27 protein-coding genes and 1 pseudogene are annotated in these 23,641 nt (G+C 67.9%); 17 read left to right on the top strand and 11 right to left on the bottom strand.

Features of this window, described 5'->3' with window-relative positions:
- Positions 1–14: 14 nt before the first annotated feature.
- On the top strand, positions 15–701 hold the full coding sequence (locus ACWEO7_RS06700; protein WP_450016423.1) for a TetR family transcriptional regulator: 687 nt from the start codon (positions 15–17) through the stop codon (positions 699–701).
- A 167-nt stretch (positions 702–868) separates the two neighbouring features.
- Positions 869–2,026 carry an acyl-CoA dehydrogenase gene (locus ACWEO7_RS06695; RefSeq protein WP_355073573.1) on the top strand — a complete coding sequence of 386 codons (1,158 nt, stop codon included), beginning with the start codon at positions 869–871 and terminating at the stop codon, positions 2,024–2,026.
- A 321-nt stretch (positions 2,027–2,347) separates the two neighbouring features.
- On the opposite strand, the gene ACWEO7_RS06690 is transcribed toward ACWEO7_RS06695, so the two are convergent.
- Both ACWEO7_RS06690 and ACWEO7_RS06685 read right to left on the bottom strand, forming a co-directional pair.
- Positions 2,348–2,569: a hypothetical protein gene (locus ACWEO7_RS06690; RefSeq protein WP_364433178.1), complete on the bottom strand. Its 222-nt coding sequence runs from the start codon at positions 2,567–2,569 to the stop codon at positions 2,348–2,350.
- Positions 2,562–2,972, bottom strand: coding sequence for a DNA-directed RNA polymerase subunit beta (locus ACWEO7_RS06685; RefSeq protein WP_397280138.1), 411 nt, complete (start codon positions 2,970–2,972; stop codon positions 2,562–2,564). Before ACWEO7_RS06685 ends, ACWEO7_RS06690 begins: the two co-directional genes overlap by 8 nt.
- Positions 2,973–3,316: 344 nt before the next feature.
- Here ACWEO7_RS06685 and ACWEO7_RS06680 point away from each other — a divergent pair, with 344 nt between their 5' ends.
- The 3 genes from ACWEO7_RS06680 (at position 3,317) to ACWEO7_RS06670 (ending at position 4,686) form a co-directional block, all read left to right on the top strand.
- Positions 3,317–4,201 carry a helix-turn-helix domain-containing protein gene (locus ACWEO7_RS06680; RefSeq protein WP_452421351.1) on the top strand — a complete coding sequence of 295 codons (885 nt, stop codon included), beginning with the start codon at positions 3,317–3,319 and terminating at the stop codon, positions 4,199–4,201.
- Complete coding sequence (locus tag ACWEO7_RS06675) at positions 4,198–4,404, top strand: DUF397 domain-containing protein (protein WP_450016417.1); 207 nt, start codon at positions 4,198–4,200, stop codon at positions 4,402–4,404. Before ACWEO7_RS06680 ends, ACWEO7_RS06675 begins: the two co-directional genes overlap by 4 nt.
- A gap of 75 nt (positions 4,405–4,479) precedes the next feature.
- Positions 4,480–4,686, top strand: coding sequence for a DUF397 domain-containing protein (locus ACWEO7_RS06670; RefSeq protein WP_452421350.1), 207 nt, complete (start codon positions 4,480–4,482; stop codon positions 4,684–4,686).
- A gap of 104 nt (positions 4,687–4,790) precedes the next feature.
- Here ACWEO7_RS06670 and ACWEO7_RS06665 read toward each other — a convergent pair.
- Together ACWEO7_RS06665 and ACWEO7_RS06660 are read right to left on the bottom strand one after the other, a co-directional pair.
- Positions 4,791–5,084: pseudogene (locus ACWEO7_RS06665) on the bottom strand (GNAT family N-acetyltransferase); the annotation flags it as partial.
- A gap of 37 nt (positions 5,085–5,121) precedes the next feature.
- Positions 5,122–6,480 carry an FAD-binding oxidoreductase gene (locus ACWEO7_RS06660; protein ID WP_452421348.1) on the bottom strand — a complete coding sequence of 453 codons (1,359 nt, stop codon included), beginning with the start codon at positions 6,478–6,480 and terminating at the stop codon, positions 5,122–5,124.
- 225 nt (positions 6,481–6,705) lie between these two features.
- On the opposite strand from ACWEO7_RS06660, the gene ACWEO7_RS06655 reads away from it, so the two are divergent.
- Both ACWEO7_RS06655 and ACWEO7_RS06650 read left to right on the top strand, forming a co-directional pair.
- Complete coding sequence (locus ACWEO7_RS06655; protein WP_450016410.1) at positions 6,706–7,035, top strand: hypothetical protein; 330 nt, start codon at positions 6,706–6,708, stop codon at positions 7,033–7,035.
- Positions 7,036–7,095: 60 nt separating this feature from the next.
- Entirely contained in the window at positions 7,096–7,605 is a 510-nt protein-coding gene (locus ACWEO7_RS06650; RefSeq protein ID WP_452421346.1) for a GtrA family protein, read from the top strand.
- 368 nt (positions 7,606–7,973) lie between these two features.
- Here the strand turns inward: ACWEO7_RS06650 and ACWEO7_RS06645 are convergent, their stop codons facing one another.
- The 3 genes from ACWEO7_RS06645 to ACWEO7_RS06635 are packed head-to-tail and all read right to left on the bottom strand — an operon-like array spanning position 7,974 to position 9,929.
- Positions 7,974–8,627, bottom strand: a complete 654-nt coding sequence (locus tag ACWEO7_RS06645; protein ID WP_452421344.1) for a Type 1 glutamine amidotransferase-like domain-containing protein — start codon at positions 8,625–8,627, stop codon at positions 7,974–7,976.
- 7 nt (positions 8,628–8,634) lie between these two features.
- Positions 8,635–9,471 carry a maleylpyruvate isomerase family mycothiol-dependent enzyme gene (locus ACWEO7_RS06640; protein WP_452421342.1) on the bottom strand — a complete coding sequence of 279 codons (837 nt, stop codon included), beginning with the start codon at positions 9,469–9,471 and terminating at the stop codon, positions 8,635–8,637.
- The gene (locus ACWEO7_RS06635) at positions 9,468–9,929 is read right to left on the bottom strand and encodes an HIT family protein (RefSeq protein WP_450016403.1); all 462 of its coding nucleotides are present in this window, start codon (positions 9,927–9,929) and stop codon (positions 9,468–9,470) included. The genes ACWEO7_RS06640 and ACWEO7_RS06635 overlap by 4 nt, the downstream gene beginning before the upstream one ends.
- Before the next feature lie 406 nt (positions 9,930–10,335).
- Between ACWEO7_RS06635 and ACWEO7_RS06630 the strand changes: the two genes are divergently transcribed.
- From ACWEO7_RS06630 to ACWEO7_RS06610, 5 genes are all read left to right on the top strand, one after another.
- Positions 10,336–11,541: a Re/Si-specific NAD(P)(+) transhydrogenase subunit alpha gene (locus ACWEO7_RS06630; RefSeq protein WP_452421340.1), complete on the top strand. Its 1,206-nt coding sequence runs from the start codon at positions 10,336–10,338 to the stop codon at positions 11,539–11,541.
- Positions 11,541–11,855 carry an NAD(P) transhydrogenase subunit alpha gene (locus ACWEO7_RS06625; RefSeq protein WP_063023007.1) on the top strand — a complete coding sequence of 105 codons (315 nt, stop codon included), beginning with the start codon at positions 11,541–11,543 and terminating at the stop codon, positions 11,853–11,855. The genes ACWEO7_RS06630 and ACWEO7_RS06625 overlap by 1 nt, the downstream gene beginning before the upstream one ends.
- Positions 11,855–13,285 carry an NAD(P)(+) transhydrogenase (Re/Si-specific) subunit beta gene (locus ACWEO7_RS06620; protein ID WP_450016503.1) on the top strand — a complete coding sequence of 477 codons (1,431 nt, stop codon included), beginning with the start codon at positions 11,855–11,857 and terminating at the stop codon, positions 13,283–13,285. Before ACWEO7_RS06625 ends, ACWEO7_RS06620 begins: the two co-directional genes overlap by 1 nt.
- Before the next feature lie 237 nt (positions 13,286–13,522).
- The gene (locus tag ACWEO7_RS06615; protein ID WP_452421339.1) at positions 13,523–14,272 is read left to right on the top strand and encodes a proline-rich domain-containing protein; all 750 of its coding nucleotides are present in this window, start codon (positions 13,523–13,525) and stop codon (positions 14,270–14,272) included.
- Between the two features lie 22 nt (positions 14,273–14,294).
- Positions 14,295–14,456, top strand: a complete 162-nt coding sequence (locus ACWEO7_RS06610; RefSeq protein WP_452421337.1) for a hypothetical protein — start codon at positions 14,295–14,297, stop codon at positions 14,454–14,456.
- A gap of 5 nt (positions 14,457–14,461) precedes the next feature.
- On the opposite strand, the gene ACWEO7_RS06605 is transcribed toward ACWEO7_RS06610, so the two are convergent.
- A complete protein-coding gene (locus tag ACWEO7_RS06605) occupies positions 14,462–15,814 on the bottom strand; it encodes an MFS transporter (RefSeq protein ID WP_452421335.1) in 1,353 nt (450 codons plus the stop codon).
- Positions 15,815–16,201: 387 nt separating this feature from the next.
- Between ACWEO7_RS06605 and ACWEO7_RS06600 the strand changes: the two genes are divergently transcribed.
- Positions 16,202–17,155, top strand: a complete 954-nt coding sequence (locus ACWEO7_RS06600) for an AraC family transcriptional regulator (RefSeq protein ID WP_452421334.1) — start codon at positions 16,202–16,204, stop codon at positions 17,153–17,155.
- Positions 17,152–17,574, top strand: coding sequence for an acyl-CoA thioesterase (locus ACWEO7_RS06595; protein ID WP_452421333.1), 423 nt, complete (start codon positions 17,152–17,154; stop codon positions 17,572–17,574). Before ACWEO7_RS06600 ends, ACWEO7_RS06595 begins: the two co-directional genes overlap by 4 nt.
- A 12-nt stretch (positions 17,575–17,586) precedes the next feature.
- Here ACWEO7_RS06595 and ACWEO7_RS06590 read toward each other — a convergent pair whose 3' ends face one another.
- From ACWEO7_RS06590 to pdhA, 3 genes are read right to left on the bottom strand one after another with little or no spacing between them, the layout of a single operon-like run.
- Positions 17,587–19,071: a dihydrolipoamide acetyltransferase family protein gene (locus ACWEO7_RS06590; RefSeq protein WP_452421331.1), complete on the bottom strand. Its 1,485-nt coding sequence runs from the start codon at positions 19,069–19,071 to the stop codon at positions 17,587–17,589.
- A 29-nt stretch (positions 19,072–19,100) separates the two neighbouring features.
- The gene (locus ACWEO7_RS06585) at positions 19,101–20,084 is read right to left on the bottom strand and encodes an alpha-ketoacid dehydrogenase subunit beta (RefSeq protein ID WP_452421330.1); all 984 of its coding nucleotides are present in this window, start codon (positions 20,082–20,084) and stop codon (positions 19,101–19,103) included.
- On the bottom strand, positions 20,081–21,193 hold the full coding sequence (gene pdhA, locus ACWEO7_RS06580) for a pyruvate dehydrogenase (acetyl-transferring) E1 component subunit alpha (protein ID WP_452421328.1): 1,113 nt from the start codon (positions 21,191–21,193) through the stop codon (positions 20,081–20,083). The genes ACWEO7_RS06585 and pdhA overlap by 4 nt, the downstream gene beginning before the upstream one ends.
- 148 nt (positions 21,194–21,341) lie before the next feature.
- Between pdhA and ACWEO7_RS06575 the strand changes: the two genes are divergently transcribed.
- The 3 genes from ACWEO7_RS06575 to ACWEO7_RS06565 are packed head-to-tail and all read left to right on the top strand — an operon-like array spanning position 21,342 to position 23,342.
- Positions 21,342–21,833, top strand: a complete 492-nt coding sequence (locus tag ACWEO7_RS06575) for an Lrp/AsnC family transcriptional regulator (RefSeq protein ID WP_355073615.1) — start codon at positions 21,342–21,344, stop codon at positions 21,831–21,833.
- A gap of 43 nt (positions 21,834–21,876) precedes the next feature.
- Positions 21,877–22,515, top strand: coding sequence for an antibiotic biosynthesis monooxygenase family protein (locus tag ACWEO7_RS06570; RefSeq protein WP_452421327.1), 639 nt, complete (start codon positions 21,877–21,879; stop codon positions 22,513–22,515).
- A gap of 20 nt (positions 22,516–22,535) precedes the next feature.
- Positions 22,536–23,342 (top strand): SDR family oxidoreductase, encoded by an 807-nt coding sequence (locus ACWEO7_RS06565; RefSeq protein ID WP_452421325.1) that lies wholly within the window; start codon positions 22,536–22,538, stop codon positions 23,340–23,342.
- Positions 23,343–23,641: the final 299 nt, after the last annotated feature.

Here is a 23,641-nt window from a genome sequence, read left to right as displayed (position 1 = left end):
TACGGTGTGAGGTCGTGACTACAGGGGATATCGCTCGGACGCGGGGAGGCGACGAAACCGCGCATTTTCGGCTCACGGTGGTGGATCAGGCGCTGCGGTTGTTCGCCGAGAAGGGGTACGAGGCGACGACCGTCGACGAGATCGCGGAGGCGGCCGGCATCTCCCGGCGCACGTTCTTCCGGCAGTTCCGGTCGAAAGAGGACGTGATCTTCGCCGACCACGAGTCCCAGCTGGCACAAGCGGAGGAGTTCCTAGCCGCCTCGCGAGAGGACCCGTGGGAGGCGGTGTGCTCGGCGGTGGTGCAGGTGTTCGAGCGGTTCACGCAGTGGCGGGAGATCGCGGCGCGGCGTTACCAGGTGGTCCGGCGGGTGCCCGCGCTGCGGGAGCGCGAGATCGTCACGGTGTTCCGCTATGAACGGTTGTTCACCGACTACCTGCGTGAGCGGCTGCCCGACGTTCCCGATCTGGCCCGGGTGCAGTTCACCGCCGCGGTGACGGCGACGCACAACTATCTGCTGCGCCGCATGGTGCGCGGCGAGTCGGACGCGGGCGCCGCGGACCTGCGGATGGAGCTGGCCGCCATCCCGCGCGGCGCCGGGCGTACCGCGAGCGCGGATGAGCTGGTCGTCGCGGTGTTTCCCCGTGACATCGCGCCGAAGCAGATCGCGGACCTGCTGGTCCGCAAGCTCGGCAACCTGTAGAACCGGATCGAAGTGCGACCGATCTGACACTGAGTGCCACGTCATCTCCCCACGTAATCGGCGTCCATATGGGTATACTCGATTCATATATGGCACTGAGTGCCGAGATGCTGCTTTTGTTCGACGGAAAGCGGCGCCGACCACCGACGATCAGGAGTGAAGGCCCCATGGCGGGAAACCCCGATTTCGATCTGTTCAAGCTCGAGGACTTCCACGACGAACTACGCGAAGCGATCCGCGCCCTCGCGGAGAAGGAGATCGCCCCGCACGCGAAGGACGTCGACGGCAACTCCCGCTTCCCAGAGGAGGCGCTGACCGCGCTCAACGCCTCCGGCTTCAACGCCGTGCACGTCCCCGAGGCCTACGGCGGCCAGGGCGCCGACTCGGTGGCCACCTGCATCGTGATCGAAGAGGTCGCGCGCGTCTGCGGTTCGTCCTCGCTGATCCCCGCCGTCAACAAGCTCGGCACCATGGGCCTGATCCTGAACGGCTCCGAGGAGCTGAAGCAGAAGGTGCTGCCGGACATCGTCAACGGCGAGATGGCCTCCTACGCGCTGTCCGAGCGCGAGGCGGGCTCCGACGCGGCAGGCATGCGCACCCGGGCCAAGCAGGAGGGTGACGACTGGATCATCAACGGCTCCAAGTGCTGGATCACCAACGGCGGCAAGTCCTCCTGGTACACCGTGATGGCGGTGACCGACGCGGACAAGGGCGCCAACGGCATCTCGGCCTTCCTGGTGCACAAGGACGACGAGGGCTTCGTGGTCGGCCCGCTGGAACACAAGCTCGGCATCAAGGGCTCGCCCACCGCCGAGCTGTACTTCGAGAACTGCCGGGTGCCGGGTGACCGCATCGTCGGCGAGCCGGGCACCGGCTTCAAGACCGCGCTGCAGACCCTCGACCACACTCGCCCCACCATCGGCGCGCAGGCCGTCGGCCTGGCCCAGGGCGCACTGGACGCGGCCATCGCCTACACCAAGGACCGTAAGCAGTTCGGCAAGTCGATCGCCGACTTCCAGAACACCCAGTTCATGCTCGCCGACATGGCGATGAAGATCGAGGCCGCCCGCCTCATGGTGTACACCTCGGCCGCCCGTGCCGAGCGCGGCGAGAAGAACCTCGGCTTCATCTCCGCCGCCGCCAAGTGCTTCGCCTCCGACGTCGCCATGGAGGTCACCACCAACGCCGTCCAGCTGTTCGGTGGCGCCGGTTACACCACCGACTTCCCGGTGGAGCGGATGATGCGCGACGCCAAGATCACCCAGATCTACGAGGGCACCAACCAGATCCAGCGCCTGGTGATGAGCCGTGCCCTGCTCAAGTGAGGTTGTTGTAGATCGCCGGATGTTCGGGCGCGCCTGAAACCGTCTCTCGAGACGTCGAGGCATAAGCCGCCCGAACATCCTGTCGATCACTGTCTCGACGGCACCGAATAGGTGCGCACCTGAAACCCGGATCACCGGGACGTCCCGATGCCTGCGCTTCGCCAGGGCCCAGAGTCAGCCCCATCCCAGGCGCGCCCCTCTAGAAGCGATGCAGCCACGAGTGGCGCATGGTTGCGGCAAAACGCGAGTGACCCTCTCGCTGGTGTGCCACTCGTGGACCTATGTCGCGGACTTTGCCGAGGCGACGTCGGTAAGGCGCTGTCAGGGCTCCAGGTAGAGGCGTTCGCACGGGAGTCTGGGGTAGTCGTCGGTGGTGTCTGTGGATACTTCCACTGCGTCGTGCCAGTGCCGGGCGCGCCATTCCTGGACGAAAAGGCATGCGGCCGTTACGCAGGCGACGAAGTCCAGGCGGGCTCCGTGCCAGAACACCGACAGGTGCACATCCGGCTCCGACGGGATCGGGGAGACTGCGCGGTCAGGCATATGCGATCACCCGTCGACCGCGCGCGAGCTTCGCGGCCACGCAATGGCGGATCGCCGCGACGACCACGCAGCCGGAAGGGCGAAACGCCGTGTCCGGGCGTAGTATCCACGCGCGGAACTTGGTCCCTCGGTCGGCAGGGCTCGGCAGCGCGATCATGCCGCCGTAGCGGATGATGGACACGTTCAAGCGGAACATCTCGGCGAACAGCGGCACGTCGTCCGGTAGGTCCGGCCGGATGATGAACGTCCACCGCTTCGAGCGTGGATGCGACAGGATCGGCCCCAGCTCGTGGCCCTGGTCCTGCATCCACACCTTCACGTGGTGTCCCAGTACAGCGGGCATGGTTATGCCCCAGACCATTCCGGTGCGGACGATGATCCGCCCGATCTGGGGAGGGTCCACGACCGCGGGGAGTCCGCATACCTGCCGGTAGTAGTGACAGCGAGACAACGGCGTGTCTCCAAACGCTATGTGGCGCAACGAGACCTCTGCTTCATCGAAGGGGTTCATGGTGCGCCCGTAGCTCTGGTAATCCCTGGTCGGAAGCCGTGAGGGGAGCGAATTGCTCTGCGATGCGCGTGTTTCCGTCGTCCCCTGCCGGGCGCACGATCAGAAAACCACTGGACCTGTCCGATGAACTGCGTAAAGATGAGATCTCATCAGCTCGACCAGCACGTTTTTCATTCTGCAAGGAGAATCGGCCCGGAGATGAGAAACCCGGGTCGCCCGGAGTGGACAGGAATCGCATGGCCGAAAGTGGTGGCTCGACCCTCCCTCGCCGCCAGTTGGGCAGGCATCTGCGAAACGGACGGGAAGCGGCGGGATTGACATTGGCCGACGTCGGCGAACGGATGCAGTGGAGCGTCAGCACCGTTCAGCGGATGGAAGTCGGCAAGACCGAGCGCATTCGCACCGTCGATGTGGAGGCGCTGTGCAAGATCTACGACTTCACCGAGGAGTACACGAACGCACTGGTCGGGCTGGCGAAGCAGGCGAGCGTGAAGTCGTGGTGGCATGAGTTCGGCGACCTGATCCCCGAGAACTTCGATGTGTTCGTGGATCTGGAGGCCACCGCCCGGTCGCTGACCTGGTACGAACCGGAACTGGTGCCGGGGATCTTTCAAACACCCGCGTATGCGAGTGGGCTGATTCGTGCTGGCTACCCGAACGAGACACCGCTGGAACACGAGCGCCGGGTGCACCTCCGACGCAAGCGCCAATCGCTGATCACACGCAAAACGAAACCCGTCACTGTGAATGCGATTCTTCGAGAGTCGGTGCTACGCGGGATGGTCGGTGATGAGCGCATCATGTCGGCCCAGCTCCGCCATCTGGTGGACCTCATGGGGCTGCCCAACGTCACGATCCGCGTGCTCCCGTTCTCGGCCGGATTTCCCATGGGTGTGGCCGTAGGGCCATTCGTGATCTTGAAGTCGGGGGGTGACAGCAAGCGACAGCCGAAGGAGCCTACAGTTGTCTACGTTGAGAGCTTCACGGGCGATTTGTACCTGGAGAAGCACAGCGCTGTGAACCGGTATCTCGATGCCTATCGGCGGTTCGAAAGCGCGGCGCTGGACCCGGATCAGAGCAAAAACCTGCTCCGGCAGATAGCAAGGGAGTATGCACCTTGAATACCGATCTCTCCGAGGCGAAGTGGTTCAAGAGCAGCTACAGCGGGGCTGACAAAGCATGTGTCGAAGTGGCTTTTCTCTCGAGAGGGCACGTCGGCGTGCGGGATTCCAAGAACCCGGCCGGTCCAGCGCTTATGTTCTCGCCTGGCGAGTGGGACGCTTTCACCGCTGGGATAGCACGCGGCGTATACGAATGCCCGTGAAGCGAGCGAACGTGCGGCGCTGGACCCGGATAGCGCTACAACCTGCTCCAACAGATAGCACGGGAGTATGAAGCCGTGAAGACCATTCTTTCCCAGGCGAAGTGGTTCAAAAGCAGCCGTAGCCAGGCCGGTAAGGAGTGCGTGGAGGTTGCTTTTCTCGGCGAAGGCTTGGTCGGCGTACGCGACTCGAAGAACCCGACCGGCCCAGCGCTGGTCTTCACGCCCGGCGAGTGGAACACCTTCACCACTGGCATCGCCGCCGGCGACTTCAAGCGACCCTGAACCCACCATCAGCCCGCTGGCACAACTTCCGCGAGTGGCACATGGCTGTGGCAAAGCGCGAGTAGACCTCTCGGTGGTGTGCCACTCGCGGCGCTTGGGTGTGTTTACTTCACCAAGTCGGCGTATTCGCTGTGTTGGGTGATGTACTGCTCCACGTACCAGCAGGTGGGGATGACCGAGAAGCCGGCGGCTCGGGAGTCGGCGAGGGCGTATTCGACTACTTGGGCGGCGACGCCTCGGCCTCGGAATTCGGGGAAGGTCAGGGTGTGGTGGAAGTCGCGGACCTTGGGGTTTTCGCGTTCGGCGTAGTCGGCGTACCCGGCTAGGGTGTCGTCGATGTAGATCTCGAAGCGGGTATCGGCGACGTTGTGTTCGAGCCTGGTCGTCATGTCGGGGTAGAACTCCTTGGGCGTGGGGAATGTTCCGTCGCGGTGGTCACAGGATCGTGCCGGGGTTGAGGATGCCGTCGGGGTCGAGGGCGTCCTTGATTCGGCGGGTCAGGGCCATGACGTCGGGGCCGAGTTGGTCGGGCAGCCATGCCTTCTTCAAGCGTCCGACGCCGTGTTCACCGGTGATGGTGCCGCCGAGGGCGATGGCGAGGTCCATGATCTCGCCGAAGGCGCGGTTCGCGCGCGCGGTGTGGTCGGCGTCGGTGGGGTCGTGCACGATCAGCGGGTGGGTGTTGCCGTCGCCCGCGTGCGCGATCACCGAGACTGTGACCTCATTGCGCTCGGCGATTTCGGCAACGCCGCTCACCAAGTCGCCGAGCCGGGGCAGCGGAACGCCGACGTCCTCGAGCAGCAGCGGCCCGAGCTTTTCCACGGCCGGGATCGCCAGACGTCGGGCGGCCGTGAACGCTTCACCTTCGGTCGGGTCCTCGGTGTGGAAAACCTCTGTCGCGCCTGCCTTCTCGCAGGCCGCCGCCATGATCTCGGCCTCGCGCCTGGCGAATTCGCCGGGTGCGTCGGAGCGCGCGACCAGCAGTGCGGCCGCATTCCGGTCCAACCCCATCCGCAGCTCGTCCTCCACGGCGTTGATCGACACCGAGTCCATGAACTCGAGCATCGACGGCCGCAGTTCGCCGGTGATGGTCAGGATGGCCTCGGTGGCGGCGGTGAGCGTGGCGAAACTGGCGACGACCGTGCTCTGCGGCGGTTGGGCGGGCAGCAGCCGAAGCGTCAGCTCGGTGATCACCCCCAGCGTGCCCTCGCTGCCGACGAACAGCTTCGTCAGCGACAGCCCGGCCGAGTCCTTCAAACGCGGACCGCCGAGCCGCACGACGGTGCCGTCGGCGAGCACGACCTGCATACCGAGCACGTAGTCGGTGGTGACGCCGTACTTCACACAGCACAGGCCGCCCGCGTTGGTCGCGGCGTTGCCGCCGATCGAGCAGATCTCGAACGACGACGGGTCCGGCGGGTACCACAGCCCGTGCTCCGCGACCGCGCGCTTGACCTCGGCGTTCAGCAGGCCGGGCTGCACCACGGCGGTCCGGGTCACCGGGTCGACGGAGATTTCCCGCATCCGCTCGGTGGTCAGCACGATCGCTCCGTCGACGGCCGTCGCGCCGCCGGACAACCCGGATCCGGCCCCGCGCGGAATCACCGGGACGCGATGCGCGCCGGCCCACCGCAGCGTCGCGGCCACGTCGTCGGTGCTGGTGGCACGCACCACGGCCAGGGCGGTGCCCGCGCCGGGATCGCGCGCCCAGTCCTGGCGGTAGCTCGCCAGCAGGTCGGCGTCGGTGAGCACCGCGCCGTCGGGGAGCGCGGCGATCAAGTCATGCAGGTCCACCACTTCACGCTAGCTCCCCGTGCGCGATATTTGCTGATCGGTCGACCGTGCGTGTGTGGCGAACAGAAGGCCTGGCATGTGATGTCAGCCGCCACAGTGGTATTACCGCCTACGGGAGACCAGAATGCCGACAGGGGCTTGACTGTTCGGGGCATCGAGTTCTCGTGGCGCCGCCACGTCGTGGCGTCGGCAGTCCGTGCGGTTCGCCGCGGAGCACTTGGAGGGATGGAACGGATGCAGGGCGAGCAACCGAGTCGCCGGGAACTGGTCGCCGCGATGTTCTCCAGCGAGTTCGTCGAGGACGGTATCGACCCCGACGTGCTGCGGCGGGTGCACGCGGGTGAGCACGAGGAATGGCTGACCGCGCTGGACCGCTCCGGTGTCTTCGACAAGGAGACCCGCGCCGAGCTGGCCGACCTCTGGCGGCGCGAGCCCCGCGAGTTGCTGGAGGCGCTGCTGGCGGACGCGGACGATGTCGCGCGACGGCGATGCCTGGCGGCATGGGCGAGCCTGGACCACGCCGCGGACGACCCTGGCCGGGCGCAGATCGGCTGAGCCACCCGGCGGTTGCCGCCTGCTCATCTGCCGGACATCTGCCGCTGGCACGCTGGTCGCGTGCACGAGCTGTCCGAGACCGCCGACACCATCGCCGACCGGTTCACCCGCTGGTGCGAGTCGGTCGTGCACCGGATGCCGTTCGGGCTGAACCGTCTCGTCCCGCCGACCTTCCTCGGCTTCGCGCTGATCAACAGCGGCACCTTCGCCGTCGACTTGGCGCTGCTCACCGTCCTGCACGGCTGGTTCGAACTGCCGGTGTGGTCGTCGGTGACGATGGCATATGTATGCGCGTTCGGGCTCAGCTTCGTGCTCAACCGCACGTTCAACTTCCATTCCCACGCGCCGGTCGGCAGGCAGGCCGCGGTGTATGTCGTCGTGGTGGTGGTCAACTACCTCGCGTTCATCCTCGGCATCGGCAGCGGGCTCACCGCCCTCGGCGTGGAGTACCACGTGTCCCGGTTGCTGGCGGGCGCGTGCGAGGCCGTCTACATGTACAGCGCGATGCGCTGGGTGGTCTTCCGCCGCGCGGTCGAGCCGGAACGGGAGCTGGCGCCCGACGCGATGTGAGGTGTCGGCGGTGGAGATGTGCTGTGGACACCTGTATCGCGCCACGAGGAGGCCGCGACCCGGCTGAGTGGCCGCCGGTCCGGACGGCTCGCCCTGAATCGACGGACATCGATCGCCGAGGTCGATCGCCGCTCGGCTGTCGGACAACGGCTGTGGGTCAACCCATGGGTCGCCACCGCTACCGGTCGCCAGGGGGTCCGTGCGACGACGAGCGCCGAGCCGTCTCGATATACGGAATCGGCGTTGCCCCTGACGTGACGGGCGATCTCAGCGCCGCGATCGTGGCACTCGACCTCGACACTCGGCCGCCCGCAGGGAGAGGATGTCCATCGTCGTGGCGGATGGCGATCCCGGACGGAGGCTGGAGTTCACGACGCCACCGGACTGATCAGCACTTCGGTGCGCGCCCCGTCGACGACGATCACGTCGTCGTCGGTCAGCGCCCAGTGCGCGACGCCTTCGGCGCGGTAACGAGCCGCGAGGCGAGCGCAGTCGCCTTCGGGGTCGGTGGCCGAATCGATGTGCGGCACGATCCGGCGGTGCACCAAACCCAGTCCGTCCCACTGCGGTTCGACGCCGCAGGCGGGAGCGACCTCGGCCGGATCGTCCACCGCGTCCAGGCCGTGCAGGTCCGGGGTCAGCACGCAGGCCCCGGCGCTGTAACCGGCGTAGACGAGCGCGTCGGCGGCGAGTAGCCGGGGCAGAACGCGATCCGCGCCGCTGCGGGCGAACTGCGCGCGCAACACGAACGTGTTGCCGCCGCGCACCCACACCAGTGGGAATTCCGTGAGTTTCCGTTCCAGCTCGGCTTCCCGGCCGACGTACTCGCGCAGGTCGAGCACCTCGGGCTGGTAGCCGAGTTTGCGCAGCGGCGCCAGGTCGCTGGTCACCGCACCCGCCCACGCCTGCGGCCAGGCGTCGCAGGCATTGGGGATCAGCGCGACCCGGCCGGGCGGGCCCGCGAGCGTGACGAGCCGGTCGTAGTGCGCGCCGAACCGGTAGCTGGACAGGAACAGTCGCACCGGCGGCTCAGATGGTGAAGGCCAGGTGGCGGACGAGGCGCTGCCCGAGTTCGTCGTCGCCCTCGACGGTGATCTCGCTCGAGTGCTCCTCGGCGCTCGTCCGGCCGCCGCCGAGACGCACGAAAAGCCGCGAGTCCAAGCCGACCTCGACGGTGGCCGGTCCGTCGAACGCGTCCACGTAGTTCGCCCGGCCCGCCACCTGAATACGCAGGGTCCTGGCCAGCGGACCGGTCAGCGCGAAGGCGATCCGCGCGCCCTCCGGCGCTTCGCCCTTCTTCGCCACCACGCGCGGAATGCTTGCCGCGAACTCGTCGAACGCCAACTCGCCGCGGGGACCGCCTTCCTCGACCCGGACCCCGAGCGCGTCGGCGATGTCGAGTTCGTGCATCCAGCAGTCGAACAACCGCACTCGCATGAACCTGCCGTAGGTCACCTGCCCGATCGGCGTGACCGTCTCCTTCTCCCATTCGGCGTCGCCCATGGCCGCGAGCGCCGCGCGCCTGCGGTCGATGACGTCGCGATAGAACGCGAGCAGGCGGGCCCCGGACAGCGGGCGCAGCCGGTCGACCCAGATCTCGTTGAGCACCGCGGTCTCGTTGCGCACGTAGGGCAGCGTGCGCACGTCGGTCTTGGCCTTGGTCGGATCGTGCGCGGGCGGCCGGTCACCCAGCAGAAAGGATTCGGTGCCGATGATGTGGGCGACGACGTCGAACACGGTCCAGCCCGGCAGCGACGACGGGGTGCGCCAACGATCCTCGTCCAGCGGAGCGATCAGCGCGTCGATCGCCTCCCACTGCCGTGACAGCAGGTCGATCAGCGTGGCGCGATCGAACGTCTCGGTCATCCCTCGTTTTCCTTTTCCGGGCCGGTGCCCTCGTTGTCCAATGCCGCGATGCCTTCCCGGATGGCCGCGGCGGTGGATATCGGATCGTGCGGGCGGCGCAGGAGAAAGCCCTTCGCGAATCGCAGCGTGTCGCCGTGTCTGCGCGGGATCACGTGCAGGTGGACGTGCGGGACGGTCTGGAACGCCGCCGTTCCGTCGTTGAGCACCAGATTGGCGCCGTCGGCGGCGAGGCGGCTGCGCCGGATGGCCAGGGCGAGCCGATGACCGGTCCGGAAGATCTGCGCACCGAGCTCGGCGTCGAGGTCCTCCAACTCGGCGGCGTGCCGCTTCGGTATGACCAGCGTGTGCCCGCGGGCGACCGGCCGGACGTCGAGAAACGCGCACAGCGTGTCGTCCTCGTACACTTTCGCCGCCGGTGCCTCGCCTGCCACGATGCGGCAGAAGACGCAGTCGTTCACACGCTGGACCATACGGCGTACGAGCCGAGCGGAACACCCCGGATCGCCGATCGGCATGACGCACGTCACTATGCTGCTGTGGGCCGGCCGTCCCACCAGGTGCCCAACCTCGAGGTTGGTAACGAACTTCTCCGTACGGTCTTGCCGTGTTCACCTGCGGAGACCACGATCACACAGCGAAAAGGAAAAACGGTCGACGCCGCTCGGCGGTCGGCGGCTCCCTCGGCGGCGACCGAGGAACTCCGGCGTCCTGGCGCGATCCGTCCGGCGTGTGTGATGGGCATCTCAGCTAGGCTCACGGCGGGCCAGGTACAGTTGCGAGGATTTGGGCGAACTTACTCATCGGTAACATCGTCCGGTCGTCTGCCCGTTGCCTGAAGCTCAGTAAGAGAAGGAAGTCTGACAAGTGGAGACAACGCAGAGCGTAGGCGATCTGTCGCCGCGCGGCGCGCGTGTCGGTGTCGTTCGCGAATCCAACGCGGGCGAGCGACGTGTCGCTTTGGTGCCGAAAATCATTCCGAGCCTGGTGAAACAGGGTGTGGAAGTAGTCGTCGAGTCCGGGGCCGGGAAAGGCGCGCTGATTCCCGACGAAGCCTATGTGGCGGCGGGTGCGTCGATCGGAGATCCGTGGTCGGCGGATGTGGTGGTGAAGGTCGCCCCGCCCAGTGATGCCGAGGTGGGCAAGCTGTCATCGGGGCAGACGCTGATCGGTTTCCTCGCGCCGCGCAATGCCGAGAATCAGATCGGCGCGCTGAAGTCGGCGGGGGTGCAGGCGTTCGCGGTGGAGGCGATTCCGCGGATCTCGCGTGCCCAGGTGATGGATGCTTTGTCCTCGCAGGCGAATGTGGCGGGTTATAAGGCGGTGTTGCTGGCGGCGTCGGAGTCGACGCGGTTCTTCCCGATGTTGACCACGGCGGCGGGCACGGTGAAACCGGCGACGGTGCTGGTGCTCGGTGTGGGTGTCGCGGGCTTGCAAGCGCTGGCCACCGCGAAGCGTCTGGGTGGGCGGACCACCGGTTACGACGTGCGCCCCGAGGTGGCCGATCAGGTGCGGTCGGTGGGTGCGCAGTGGCTGGATCTGGGCATCGATGCCGCCGGTGAGGGCGGGTACGCCCGTGAGCTCACCGACGAGGAGAAGGCGAAGCAGCAGCAGGCGCTCGAGGACGCGATCAAGGGCTTCGACGTGGTGATCACGACCGCGTTGGTGCCGGGTCGTCCCGCGCCCCGGTTGGTGACCGCGGCCGCGGTGGAGGGTATGAAGCCCGGCAGTGTGATCGTGGACCTGGCGGGAGAGACCGGCGGTAACTGCGAGCTGACCGAACCGGGTGAGGTCGTGGTGAAGCACGAGGTGACCATCGCCTCGCCGTTGAATCTGCCCGCGACCATGCCCGAGCACGCTTCGGAGTTGTATTCGAAGAACATCGCGGCGTTGCTGGAGTTGATGCTGGTGGACGGCAAGCTCGCGCCCGACTTCAGCGATCAGGTGCTCGCGGATTCCTGCGTCACCCGTGAGCCGGACGCCCCCGACGCGCCTGCCGAGGCGACGGGGGCTGCGGAGTCCGCCGAGGCAGCGGCTGTGTCGGAGACGACCGAGGCGAAGGTGGAGAACTGATGTATACCGAACTTTTGGCGAATATCGCGATCCTGGTGTTGTCGGGGTTCGTGGGTTTCGCCGTGATCTCCAAGGTCCCGAACACGTTGCACACGCCGTTGATGTCGGGCACCAACGCTATTCACGGCATCGTGGTGCTGGGTGCGCTGGTCACCTTGGGTAACGTGCAGGATCCCTCGATCCTGACCCAGATCATCCTTTTCGTCGCGGTGGTGTTCGGAACCCTGAACGTCATCGGTGGTTTCGTGGTTACCGACCGCATGCTGGGCATGTTCAAGAGCAAGAAGCCCGCTGCTCAGAAGGCGGGTGAATGATGCACACCTTCGACAACGTGACCTATCTGGTCAACGGTCTCTACATCGTGGCGTTCTCGCTGTTCATCTACGGTCTGATGGGCTTGACCGGCCCGAAGACCGCGGTGCGCGGCAACTTGATCGCCGCGGTGGGCATGGTGATCGCGGTGATCGCCACGCTGATCTCGATCCGCCACACCAGCAACTGGATTCTGATCGTCGCCGGTCTGGTGGTCGGTGTGGTGCTGGGTGTGCCGCCGGCGAAGTACACGAAGATGACCGCGATGCCGCAGCTGGTGGCCGCGTTCAACGGTGTCGGTGGTGGCACGGTCGCGCTCATCGCGTGGTCGGAATTCATCAACTCCCAGGGTTTCTCGCATTTCGACGAGGAGCCGACGGTGCACATTGTGATCGGGTCGCTGTTCGCGGCGATCATCGGTTCGGTGTCGTTCTGGGGTTCGTTGATCGCGTTCGGCAAGTTGCAGGAGATCCTGCCCGGCCGTCCGATCGGGATCGGGAAGTTGCAGCAACCGTTGAACTTGTTGCTGCTGCTGGGTGCGGTGGCCGCGGCGGTGGTGATCGGTGTCGGCGCCACGGGTGAGGGGGTGTCGCAGCTGTGGATGATCGCCGTGCTGGTGCTCGCGGGTGTGCTCGGGTTGATGGTCGTGCTGCCGATCGGTGGCGCGGACATGCCGGTGGTGATCTCGCTGTTGAACGCGTTGACCGGTCTGTCGGCCGCGGCGGCGGGTTTGGCGTTGAACAACACCGCGATGATCGTGGCGGGCATGATCGTCGGCGCGTCGGGCACCATCCTGACCAACCTGATGGCCAAGGCGATGAACCGGTCGATCCCGGCCATCGTCGCGGGCGGCTTCGGCGGCGGCGGGACCGCGCCGGGCGCCGGTGGTGGTGAGCAGAAGCAGGCCAAGGCCACTTCCGCCGCGGACGCCGCGATCCAGATGGCGTACGCCAACCAGGTGATCGTGGTCCCCGGCTACGGTATGGCGGTCGCGCAGGCGCAGCACGCGGTCAAGGAGATGGCTTCGCTGCTGGAGGCCAAGGGCGTGGAGGTCAAATACGCCATCCACCCGGTCGCCGGTCGCATGCCCGGGCACATGAACGTGCTGTTGGCCGAGGCCGAGGTGTCCTACGACGCGCTGAAGGAAATGGACGATATCAACGGCGAATTCAACCGCACCGACGTCGCCCTGGTGATCGGCGCCAACGACGTCACCAACCCGGCCGCTCGCGAGGACTCCTCGAGCCCGATCTATGGCATGCCCGTGCTCAACGTCGACCAGGCCAAGTCGGTGATCGTGCTCAAGCGCTCCATGAACAGTGGTTTCGCCGGAATCGACAACCCGCTGTTCTACGCCGACCACACCTCCATGCTGTTCGGCGACGCCAAGAAATCCGTCGGAGCAGTCACCGAAGAACTCAAGGCCTTGTAAGCCGAGCATTTCCGCGCAGTGCCCCCTTCGCCGTGGTGTGGAGGGGGCACTGTCGTAATTCGATGGACACCGTGCCGAGAACTCTCGCGAACCGAAGCCATCGCGCCGGTTGGCGAGCCGGTGCGGCGAACCGGGCGGTTTCCCGCACGGCGGTACGCGCACCGATCGGCTAGATTCCATGGGTTCGCCCGTCGCTTCTGTGCGCACGGAATCTAGCGAGACCCGGGGAGGGGATCCATGACGACACCACCGAATCAACCGTATCCAGGCCAGCCCGGCTATCCACAGCAGCCGCCTGCCGGTGCGCCGCAGGGCTTTCCGGGCCAGCCGGGAAATCCCGGTCAGCCGCAGGGTTATCCCCAGTCCGGCTATCCTGGTCAGCCGCAGCCGGGCTACCCGCCGCAGGGTGGTTTCCCGCAGCAGCCGGGTTACCCCGGCGGCGGGTTCCCGCCGCCCGGACCCCCGCCCCGACAGAATCGGGGCGGGAGCGGTATCGGCAAGATCCTCGGCATACTCGGCGTCGTCTTGGTGATCGGGTTGCTGATCGTCGGCGCTCGCACCGTGTTCCGCTCGGACGGCGAGAAGATCGAGATCGGTCAGTGCGCGAAGCTGTCGGGCACCACCGTCAAGGCCGAGTTCGAAACCAAGGAATGCTCCGATGCCGAAGCCAATTACGTGGTGGCGCAACGGCTCGACGGGGCGAACGCGGACTGCGCCACCAAGGATTACGCCAGCTACTACCAGACCGGCGGCAACGAGTACACGCTATGCCTGCGACTGAACGTCAAGGAGGGCGACTGCATCGACGGCGGTTTCCTCGGCGCCAGCACCAAGGTGGCCTGCGGGTCGACGGCGGACTTCAAGATCGGCCGGATCGTGCGGGGCACCGCGGACAAGTCCGCGTGCGGAGCGAAGGCGACCGACAACGACACCATCGTCTACCCCAAGCCCGAGCCGATCACCCTGTGCCTGGTGCCGCCCAAGTAGCGGTTGGGGCTGGCTTGGACCTATGCCGAGCATCGGCGCGCGTTTGCTGCGGACCAGATGGTTCGTGCGCGCGCCGATCGCGGTGTTCCGGGCTCGGCTCGGCTTCCTGTTCGGCGGACGGCTCGAAGAAGCCACGAGCACGGCCATCGACCAGGTGCCGACGAGTCTGGCCTGGAATTCGTGATCCGGTCAGCGTGGCGTGGCGACGACGCTCGCGTACGCGCAGCACAGCAGTACGGCGAGGATCGGCACGACCATCGCCGTGGTCAGCGACATCACGGCGGTGAGCCAGCCGATGACCGTGGGCCCGGCGAGCAAGCCGAGGTAGCCGACGCTGAACACCCGTGACATGTCGGTCGCGGCCGTGCGGGAACCCAGATTCCCCGCCGCGCTGAAGATCTGCGGGATGCCTCCGGCGAGTCCGAGCCCGGTCAACGCCCAGCCGAGCAGCGTCAGCGGAATCCACGGCGAGACGACGATCACGGCCAGGCCGATGGCCGCGAGAAGCGAGCCGTAACGCACCACCGCGACCCCGCCGAAGACGTGGCTGACCCGGTCGGTGGCGAACCGCCCGACCGTCATCGTGGTGGAGAAGGCGCCGAAGGCCAGTGCCGCGGTAGCAGCGTCGGCGTCCAGATGGTCGCGCAGCTGCAGTGCGCTCCAGTCGGCGGCCACGCCTTCGGCCAAGAGCAGGGAAAAGGCGAGCACGGCCAGCGCGAGCACCTTTCGGCCGCGAGCGCGAGCATCGAGGGAGGTCGTGGCGGGAGCGCACGACGATCGGTCTCGGTCGAGCCGGTCCGGCGACTGCGCGGTGGACGCCACATCGGACCCTGCCGGCATGACGTCGTGCCCGGACGAATCTCCCTTGCGCAGCGATGTCGTCGCGTCGTGTTCCAGTGGTGCGGCGTCGAGTTCGGTCGCATGGACGGACGCGACGACGTCGGGGGACTCCGCCGTTTCCGCTGCCGTCTCCCGCAGCAACCGCGGCACCAGCGTGAGGATCAGAGCGACGCAGCCCACCGCGGCGACGACCAGGGTCACCCGCACATCCCAGCCCGCCCGGAGCGCGGCGGCTCCGAGTAGGGAGCCGAGCAGTCCACCGCCGGAGAACAACGCGTGGAAGGCGGCCATGATCGGCCGCCGGTAGGCCCGTTCCACATGCACCGCTTGAGTGTTCATCGACACGTCCAGCGCTCCGTTGCCGAAACCGAAGCAGGCCAGCGCGAGCGCCAAGGTGAACGGCCCGGTGGCGAAGCCGGGGCCGACCACCGCGACCGATCCGAAGCACGCCGCGGCACCGACCAATGTCCTGCTGCCGAACCGATCGGCGAGCGGACCCGCCAGTCGCATCCCGACGATGCCCGCGCCCGACATCAGCAGGATGAACATCCCCAGCGTCGATTTGGCCACCCCAGTTCGGTCGGTGACGACCGGAATGTGCACCACCCACATGGCGAGCAGGAAGCCGTTCAACGCGAAAACCGTGAATACCGCGGCACGCGCCACACGGAACTGACGATCGACCGTCGGGCTCAACACCATCTCGACGGTACCGAGAAAAGCTCCACCCCGACCGGACTCGCTCGCGAAACCGGCCCAGGGCGTCGTTGACCTGGTCGTGCGGCCGTGCGCGACGCTCGACACTGCGCGTCACGTCCGCGAGCGAGTCCTTTTCACCATGTGAAACGCGTCACGGTGCCGGGACATTCCGGATTCCGCTGACCGTCGTCGCCATGACGTAGTCGGCGAAATCCTTCGGGCTCCGGCCGAGCGCACGCCGCACTCCCTCGGCGGCTCGACGTTGCGACCGTCGAGCACCGGTGCCGAACAGGCACGCCATGGCGACGGGTAGCCCGGTATATCCGGCGCGGTCGAGACGGAACCTGGCGCAACGGCATGTGACCATGCGTGATCGTCTACTGTGGACGGGTGGATGCGCTCGCCAGTCTGCTCGAAGGCCCTCGCGCTCGCGGCGCGTTCCTGATGTGTTCGCTGCTGGATCCGCCGTGGTCGCTGCGTATCCAGGACGAGGCTCCGCTCACCGTGCTGTCGATGATTCGCGGCGGCGCGTGGATCGTCACCGACGAGGGCGCACCGCGGCAGCTCGTCGCGGGGGACGTCGCGATCGTCCGTGGGCCCGCGCCGTACACGGTGGCCGACGACCCGGCGACCGAACCGCAGATCATCATCCATCCCGGTCAGGTGACGAAGACGCCACAGGGCGAAGTCCTCTGCGAGACACTGAGCCTCGGCGTCCGGCAGTGGGGAACCGACCCGTACGGCGCGACCTTGATGGTCACCGGAACCTACGAGTCCGCGGGCGCGGCCAGCCGTCGCCTGCTGCGCGCGCTCCCGCCGGTGCTGGTTTTGCGGCGCGGCGAGTTCGACAGTCGGGTGCTCGACCTACTGGTCGACGAGGTGATCAAGGACGAGCCCGCGCAGAGCGCGGTGCTGGACCGCCTGCTGGATCTGGTGCTGATCGCCGCGTTGCGCGCCTGGTTCTCCCGCGCCGACGCGCCCGGCTGGTACCACGCCTACGGTGACCCGCTGGTCGGCAAGGCTCTGCGCCTGTTGCAGCACAATCCGGCGCACGGGTGGACGGTCGCGGGCCTGGCCGAGGCGGTGGGGATGTCGCGGGCCGCGCTGGCGCGCCGGTTCACCGATCTGGTGGGTGAGCCGCCGATGGCGTTCCTCACCGAATGGCGGCTGGCGCTGGCCGCGGACCTGTTGCAGGAATCCGACGCCACCATCGAGGCCATCGCCCGTCAGGTCGGATACGGCAGCGCCTTCGCGCTGAGCACCGCGTTCAAACGGCACTTCGGGATCTCCCCGCGCGACCACCGGTTGGGCGTGACCGCCACTGAGCTATCGTCGGCCGGGTGACGCAGCAGTATCCGGTGCTCTGGCCGGTGCCGACCCGGTGGGCCGACAACGACCACTACGGGCACGTGAACAACGTGACCTACTACTCGTACTTCGACACCGCGGTCAACGCGTGGTTGATGCACGCCACCGGAACCGACATCCGTGACCTGCCCGCGCTCGGCGTGGTCGCGCAGACCTCCTGCCAGTACCTCGGCTCGATCAGCTTCCCGGATCAGTTGCGGGTCGGCCTGCGCATCTCCCGGCTCGGCCGCTCCAGCATCACCTACGATCTGGCCATCTTCCGCGAGGCGGACGGTGCGCTCGAACTGGCCGCCACCGGCGTCTTCGTGCACGTCTACGTGGACGCCGAGACCCGCAAGCCGGTCGAGATCCCGGAGGTCATCCGCGCCGCCGCGGCAGAGCTCGTCACGGACTGACCGGCGGGCGCGTCACACGCGGCTGAGCAAGGTGAGCGGGTCCTCCAGGAATCCCGCGACAGTGGCCAGGAAGCGGGCGGCGAGTTCGCCGTCGACCATGCGATGGTCGAAGCTGACGCCCAGGGTGGTCACCCACCGGATCGCGATCTCGTCGCGCACCACCCACGGCCGCCGGCGAATCGAGCCGAGACACAGGATCGCGGCCTCGCCCGGATTGACCAGCGGGACGCCGGCGTCCACGCCGAAGACGCCGACGTTGGTGATGGTGAACGTGCCGCCGCGCAGCTCGGCGGGCGTCGCGCTGCCCGCGCGGGCGGTGTCGGCCAGCCAGCCGATCTCGCGGGTCAGGTCGCGCAGGCTCAGGGTCTGCGCCTCTTTGATGTTCGGTACCAGCAGCCCGCGCTCGGTGGCCACCGCGATACCCAGGTTGACGTAGTGCTTGGTGACGATGTCCTGAGCGGCTTCATCCCAGCAGGCGTTCATGCCGGGGAAGTCGGCGAGCGCGGCGAGCGCCGCCTCGGCGACCAGCGGCAGCGGCGTCAAGGTGAGGCCGGCGAAGGATTTCGTACTGCGTAGATGATCGAGTAGCTCCATCGAGGCGGTGCAGTCCGCGGTGACGAACGTGCTGGCCTGTGGGATGGTGCGCGCGCTGGTCAGCATCGCCGCCGCGGTGCGTTTGCGGATGCCGCTGATCGGGGTGCGCTCCTCGCGGGCGGACGGGCGCGCTCCGGCGTCCGCGACGGCGGGCGCGGTGGCGGGTGCGGTGGCCGGACGCGGCTGCGAGACGGGCACCGCGCCGCGCACGTCCTCGACGGTGACCGCGCCGCCTGGGCCGGAACCCGCGATGAACCACAGGTCCAGGCCGAGTTCGCGAGCCAGTTTCCGCGCGGCGGGTGTCGCCGCCGCCCGCGGCGCGCCGAGCACGGTGCCCGGTTGCTGCTCGTGAACCTCCTCCGCCAGGCTCTCCGTGCCGTCGAACCGCGAAACGCCCTGCGCCTCTGCCTGGCTGTCCGCGCGGTCGGACCGCGAAACGCCCCGCGCCTCCGCCTGACTGTCCACGCGGTCGGACCGCGAAACGCCCTGCGCCTCCGCCTGGCCGTCCGCGCGGTCGGACCGCGAAACGGCGGGCTGTGCGGGAGGACGCCGCCGGGACGTCGCCTCCGCCTCAGGGCCGTAGCCGACCAAGACCGACGTGCGCCCCGTGTCGTTCGGCGTCTCTTCCGCTCCGGCCGCCTGTATGCGAATGAGCGGCGACCCGACCGCGACGGTGTCGCCCGGCCGCGCCAGCAATTCGACCACGCGCCCCGCGAACGGCGACGGCAACGAGACGACCGCCTTGGCCGTCTCCACGTCGGCGATGGCCTGGTTCAGCTCGACCGTGTCGCCCACGGCCACCGCCCACGACACCAGTTCGGCGTCGGTCAGCCCTTCGCCGAGATCCGGCAGCCGGAATTCCAGCACGGACGCCGGAAGATCATGGCCGACCGAGTTTTCCACGCGGCACCTCTCACTACGGCGAGCCCGCCTCACGCGGCGAGGGAACGGTCGACCGCGTCGAGAATGCGGTCGGGGTCGGGCAGATGGTGCTTCTCGAGCTTAGCCGGGGGGTAGGGGATGTCGAATCCGCCGACGCGCAGTACGGGCGCTTCCAGGTGATAGAAGCAGCGCTCGGTGATGCGGGCGGCGATCTCGGCGCCGAGTCCGGCGAATACCGGCGCCTCGTGCGTGACGATCAGCCGCCCGGTCTTCACGACCGACTCCTCGACGGTGTCGAAGTCGATCGGCGAGAGGCTGCGCAGGTCGATCACCTCGAGCGCGTGTCCCTCTTGCGCGGCGATCTTCGCGGCCGTCATGGCGGTCGCCACGGTCCCGCCGTAGGCGACGACGGTCGCGTCCGCGCCTGTCGTGCACACGCGCGCGCGGTCCAGCGGCAGGCCGCCGTCGCGGTCGAGCGCGGCGAAATCGACGTCGGCCTTGTCCCAGTACCTGCGTTTGGGTTCGAAGAAGATCACCGGATCGTTCAGCGCGATCGCCGCGCGAATCATCGAGTACGCGTCGGCCGGGTTGCTCGGTGTCACGACGCGCAGGCCCGCGGTGTGCGCGAAATACGCCTCGGGCGATTCGGAGTGGTGCTCGACCGAACCGATGCCGCCGCCGAACGGGATGCGAATGGTCAACGGCGCGTTGACCTTTCCCTGGGTGCGATAGTTGATCTTGGCCACGTGCGAGACGATCTGGTCGAACGCGGGATAGACGAATCCGTCGAACTGGATCTCGCACACCGGCCGGTAGCCGCGCAGCGCCATGCCGAAAGCCGTTCCGATGATGCCGGATTCGGCCAGCGGCGTATCGATGACGCGATTGTCGCCGAAGTCCTTCTGCAGCGTGTCGGTCACCCGGAACACTCCGCCGAGGCGCCCGATGTCCTCGCCCATCAGCAAGACCTTCGGATCGTCCTCCAGCGCGCGGCGCAGGCCGGTGTTGAGCGCGGCGGCGAAGGTGGTGATCATCGCGGGACTCCTTCTCCTCGTGCGGAGGGCCCGCCGGGATCGCCGGCCAGGTACTCCGCGTACGCCCTCCGCTGTTCGGTGATCAGCGGATGCGGGGTGGTGTAGACGTGCTCGAACAGTTCGCTCGGCGCGGGATCGGGCATGTCGATGGTCGCGCGGCGCACCACTGCCGCCATCTCGTCCGACCGCTGGGCAACCCGCGTGCCGAACGCGTCGTCCCAGTGGCCCTCGCGCTCGAGCAACCTGCGGATCCGGTCGATCGGATCGCGCCGCGCCCATTGCTCGGTCTCGGCGGCCGAACGGTAGCGGGTGGGATCGTCCGCCGTGGTGTGCGGACCCATCCGGTAGGTGAGCGCCTCGATGAACGACGGGCCGCCGCCGGTGCGCGCCCTCGCGATCGCCTGCCTGGTCACGGCAAGGACGGCGAGCACGTCGTTGCCGTCGACCTGCCTGCCCGGCATGCCGTAGCCGTATGCGCGGCGGGCGATCGGCGTCGCGCTCTGCACCCGCACCGGTGCGCTGATCGCCCACTGGTTGTTCTGGCAGAAGAACACCACGGGCGCGCTCCAGGTCGCGGCGAAGCCGAGCGCTTCGGCCAGATCGCCCTGGCTGCTGGCGCCGTCGCCGAAGTAGGCGATGGTGGCTGTCTCCGCGCCGTCCATGTGCGCCGCGAACGCGTAGCCGGTGGCGTGCAGGCCCTGGGAGCCGACGACGATGTTGGGGTTGGTCATGTTCACCGCGTGCGGATCCCAGCAATGGTGCGCGGCGCCGCGCCACAGCCGGGTGAGATCGGCGGGCGGCACGCCACGGCAGTAGGCGACCGCCGTTTCGCGATAGCTGCAGAACACGTAGTCGTCGGGATGCAGCGCGTGCGCGGAGCCGACCTGGGCGGCCTCCTGCCCGAGCATGGGCGCCCACAGGCCGAGCTGACCTTGCCGTTGCAGCGCGGTGGCCTCGATGTCGATCCGGCGGGCCACCACCATGTCCTCGTACAGCGCCCGCAGGTCGTCCGGCCCGATATCGGCGACCAGCGCGGCGTGCTCGCGATCGAGGACGCGACGGCCGTCCGGCTGTACCAGTTGCACCGGATACTCGGATTTGCCCGGCATGAGTGATCGCCTCCTCGCCAGGTGTTCGACAGGTCGGATTGTGTCCTATCTCACAGCATCCACCCCAATGCGAACTGCGCAAGTGGTCGGCCGCGGGATGGGCAGAATGCTCAATTGCGACCCGCGCGGTGGTGTCATACTGCGTGGTATGACCAGAGAAACCGCCGGCGTGAGCCTGGACGCCACCGACGCCAGGCTGTTATTGGAACTGGTCGCCAATCCTCGGGCGACAGGGGTCGAGCTGGCTACTCGGCTCGGTCTGTCCCGCAACACCGTGCAGGCTCGATTGTCCCGCTGGGAGGCCGGTGGTGTGCTGGGCAGCTTCGAGCGGCGCGTCGAGCCGCGCGCGCTCGGCTATCCGCTCGCGGCGTTCGTCGCGGTCGTCGTGGACCAGCACCGGCTGGATTCGGTGGTGGACGAACTGGCCGAGGTGCCCGAGGTGACCGAGGTGTGCGGCATGACCGGACTCACCGATCTCACCGTGCGGGTGGTCGCGCAGGACGCCGACGACCTCTATCGCATCGCCGGGCAGATCCTCAAGATCCCCGGCGTCGAGCGGACGAACATGGCGCTGGTGATGCGCGAGCTGGTCGGTCCGCGTACCGCCCCGTTGCTGGACCGCTTGGCGAAATCGGGCTGAATGCCCTTGACCTCGAGTGCGATCGAGGTTTCAGGATGGCGGCATGACGCATGACGGAATGACCGTGATCGATACCATCCGGCTGCCGCTCGACGGGGCGAACGAGTATGTCGCGCAGTGGCGCGAGCGCGCCGGGAAGGTGAGCCGGGCACCGGGCTTCCGTTCCGCCCGGATGCACCGCGCGACCTCCGCCGACGCGCCGCTGCCGTTGGTCATGGTGGCGGAGTGGGACAGCGTCGCCGCCAGGGACGCGGCGCTGCGCGACTCCGCGTTCCGCGCGTCGGCCCGAGCCGCCGGTGCCGAGGCCGAGGTCGTCGGCAGCGAGTACCGGGTCGCCGCCGAATATCGCTCCGCTGTGCACTCGGACGGGCCCGGCATCACCTTCGTCAACGTCTTCGAACTGCCCGTCGAACACTTCGAGGAATTCCTGGCCCACTGGCGCACCAGGGCCGAGTTGATGAGCGCGGCCCCCGGCTTCCGCGACAATCGCCTGTACCGTGCGCTCGACCCCGCCGCGCGGTACGCGGCGGTGAACGTGGCGCACTGGGACAGCGCCGCCGCATGGCGCAGCGCGACGGAGAATCCGGCGTTTCAGCGGCGGCTCGCCGCCGCGCCCGGGTTCGCCGCCGCGCATCCGCAGCTCTACGAGGTGGTCGCGGGCTTCCCGGCGGAAGACCGGTGATGTGCCGCTAGGGTGCGGGGATGGAGATTTCGGGCAAAGTTGCCATTGTCACGGGGGCGGGCGCGGGGATCGGGGCGGCATTGGCCGCCCGGCTCGTCGCCGCCGGTGCGCGCGTGGTGCTCGCCGACCTCGACGGTGCGAGCGCGGCGCGGGTCGCGGATTCTCTCGGGGCGGATGCCGTCGCCGTCGGCGGGGACGTGGCCGACGAGGCGGTGATCCGCGCGTTGATCGAGCGCGCCGAGGCGCAGTTCGGGCCGGTCGATCTGTACTTCGCGAACGCGGGCATCGGCGGCGGCGCGGGTCTGGACAGCACCGACGAGCAATGGGCGGCGGCGCTCGAGGTCAACGTGATGGCCCACGTCCGCGCCGCGCGGCTGCTCGTCCCCGGGTGGATGGCCCGTGGTGGTGGTTATTTCGTCGGCACGGCGTCGGCGGCAGGGCTGCTCACCCAGCTCGGCTCGGCCCCCTACGCGGTGTCCAAGCACGCGGCCGTCGGTTTCGCGGAATGGCTGTCGGTCACCTACGGCGACCGAGGCGTGCGGGTGAGCTGCGTGTGCCCGATGGGTGTGGATACGCGGCTGCTGCGCGGCGGCCTCGTTCCGCCGGAGCACGCCGCCGAGGCGGAACTCGCGGTGAAGGCCGTCACCAGCGCGGGCGAGGTGCTGTCCCCGGAGGAGGTCGCCGAGATCGTGCTCGCCGGGGTGACCGACGAGCACTTCCTGATCCTGCCCCACCCCGAGGTGCTGAAGATGTACCGCCACAAGGGCTCCGACTACGACCGCTGGATCGACGGCATGCGGCGCTTCCAGGCCACGCTCCAGGCCTGAGCAGCTGCCTCGCCTTCGCTCGGCCCGGTGCGGGCTGTGGACGGACTGCGTCCGGCTGCGCCTATTCAGCAGCTGCCTCACCTTCGCTCGGCCCGGTGCGGGCTGTGGACGGACTGCGTCCGGCTGCGCCTATTCAGCAGCTGCCTCGCCTTTGCTCGGCCCGGCGCGTGTTGTGGCGGACTGGGTCGGGCTGCGCTGGCCGGGCGGCTGTCTCGGCTTTGTTCGGCCCGGTGGGCGCTAGTGATCCGAGTTCGGCCGCTGCGCTCATTGGTGGCTCCCTCGCCTTTGATCGGTCTCGC

Source organism: Nocardia sp. NPDC004260 (genome assembly GCF_053603155.1).
This window is presented reverse-complemented; position numbering and strand designations above follow the sequence as displayed.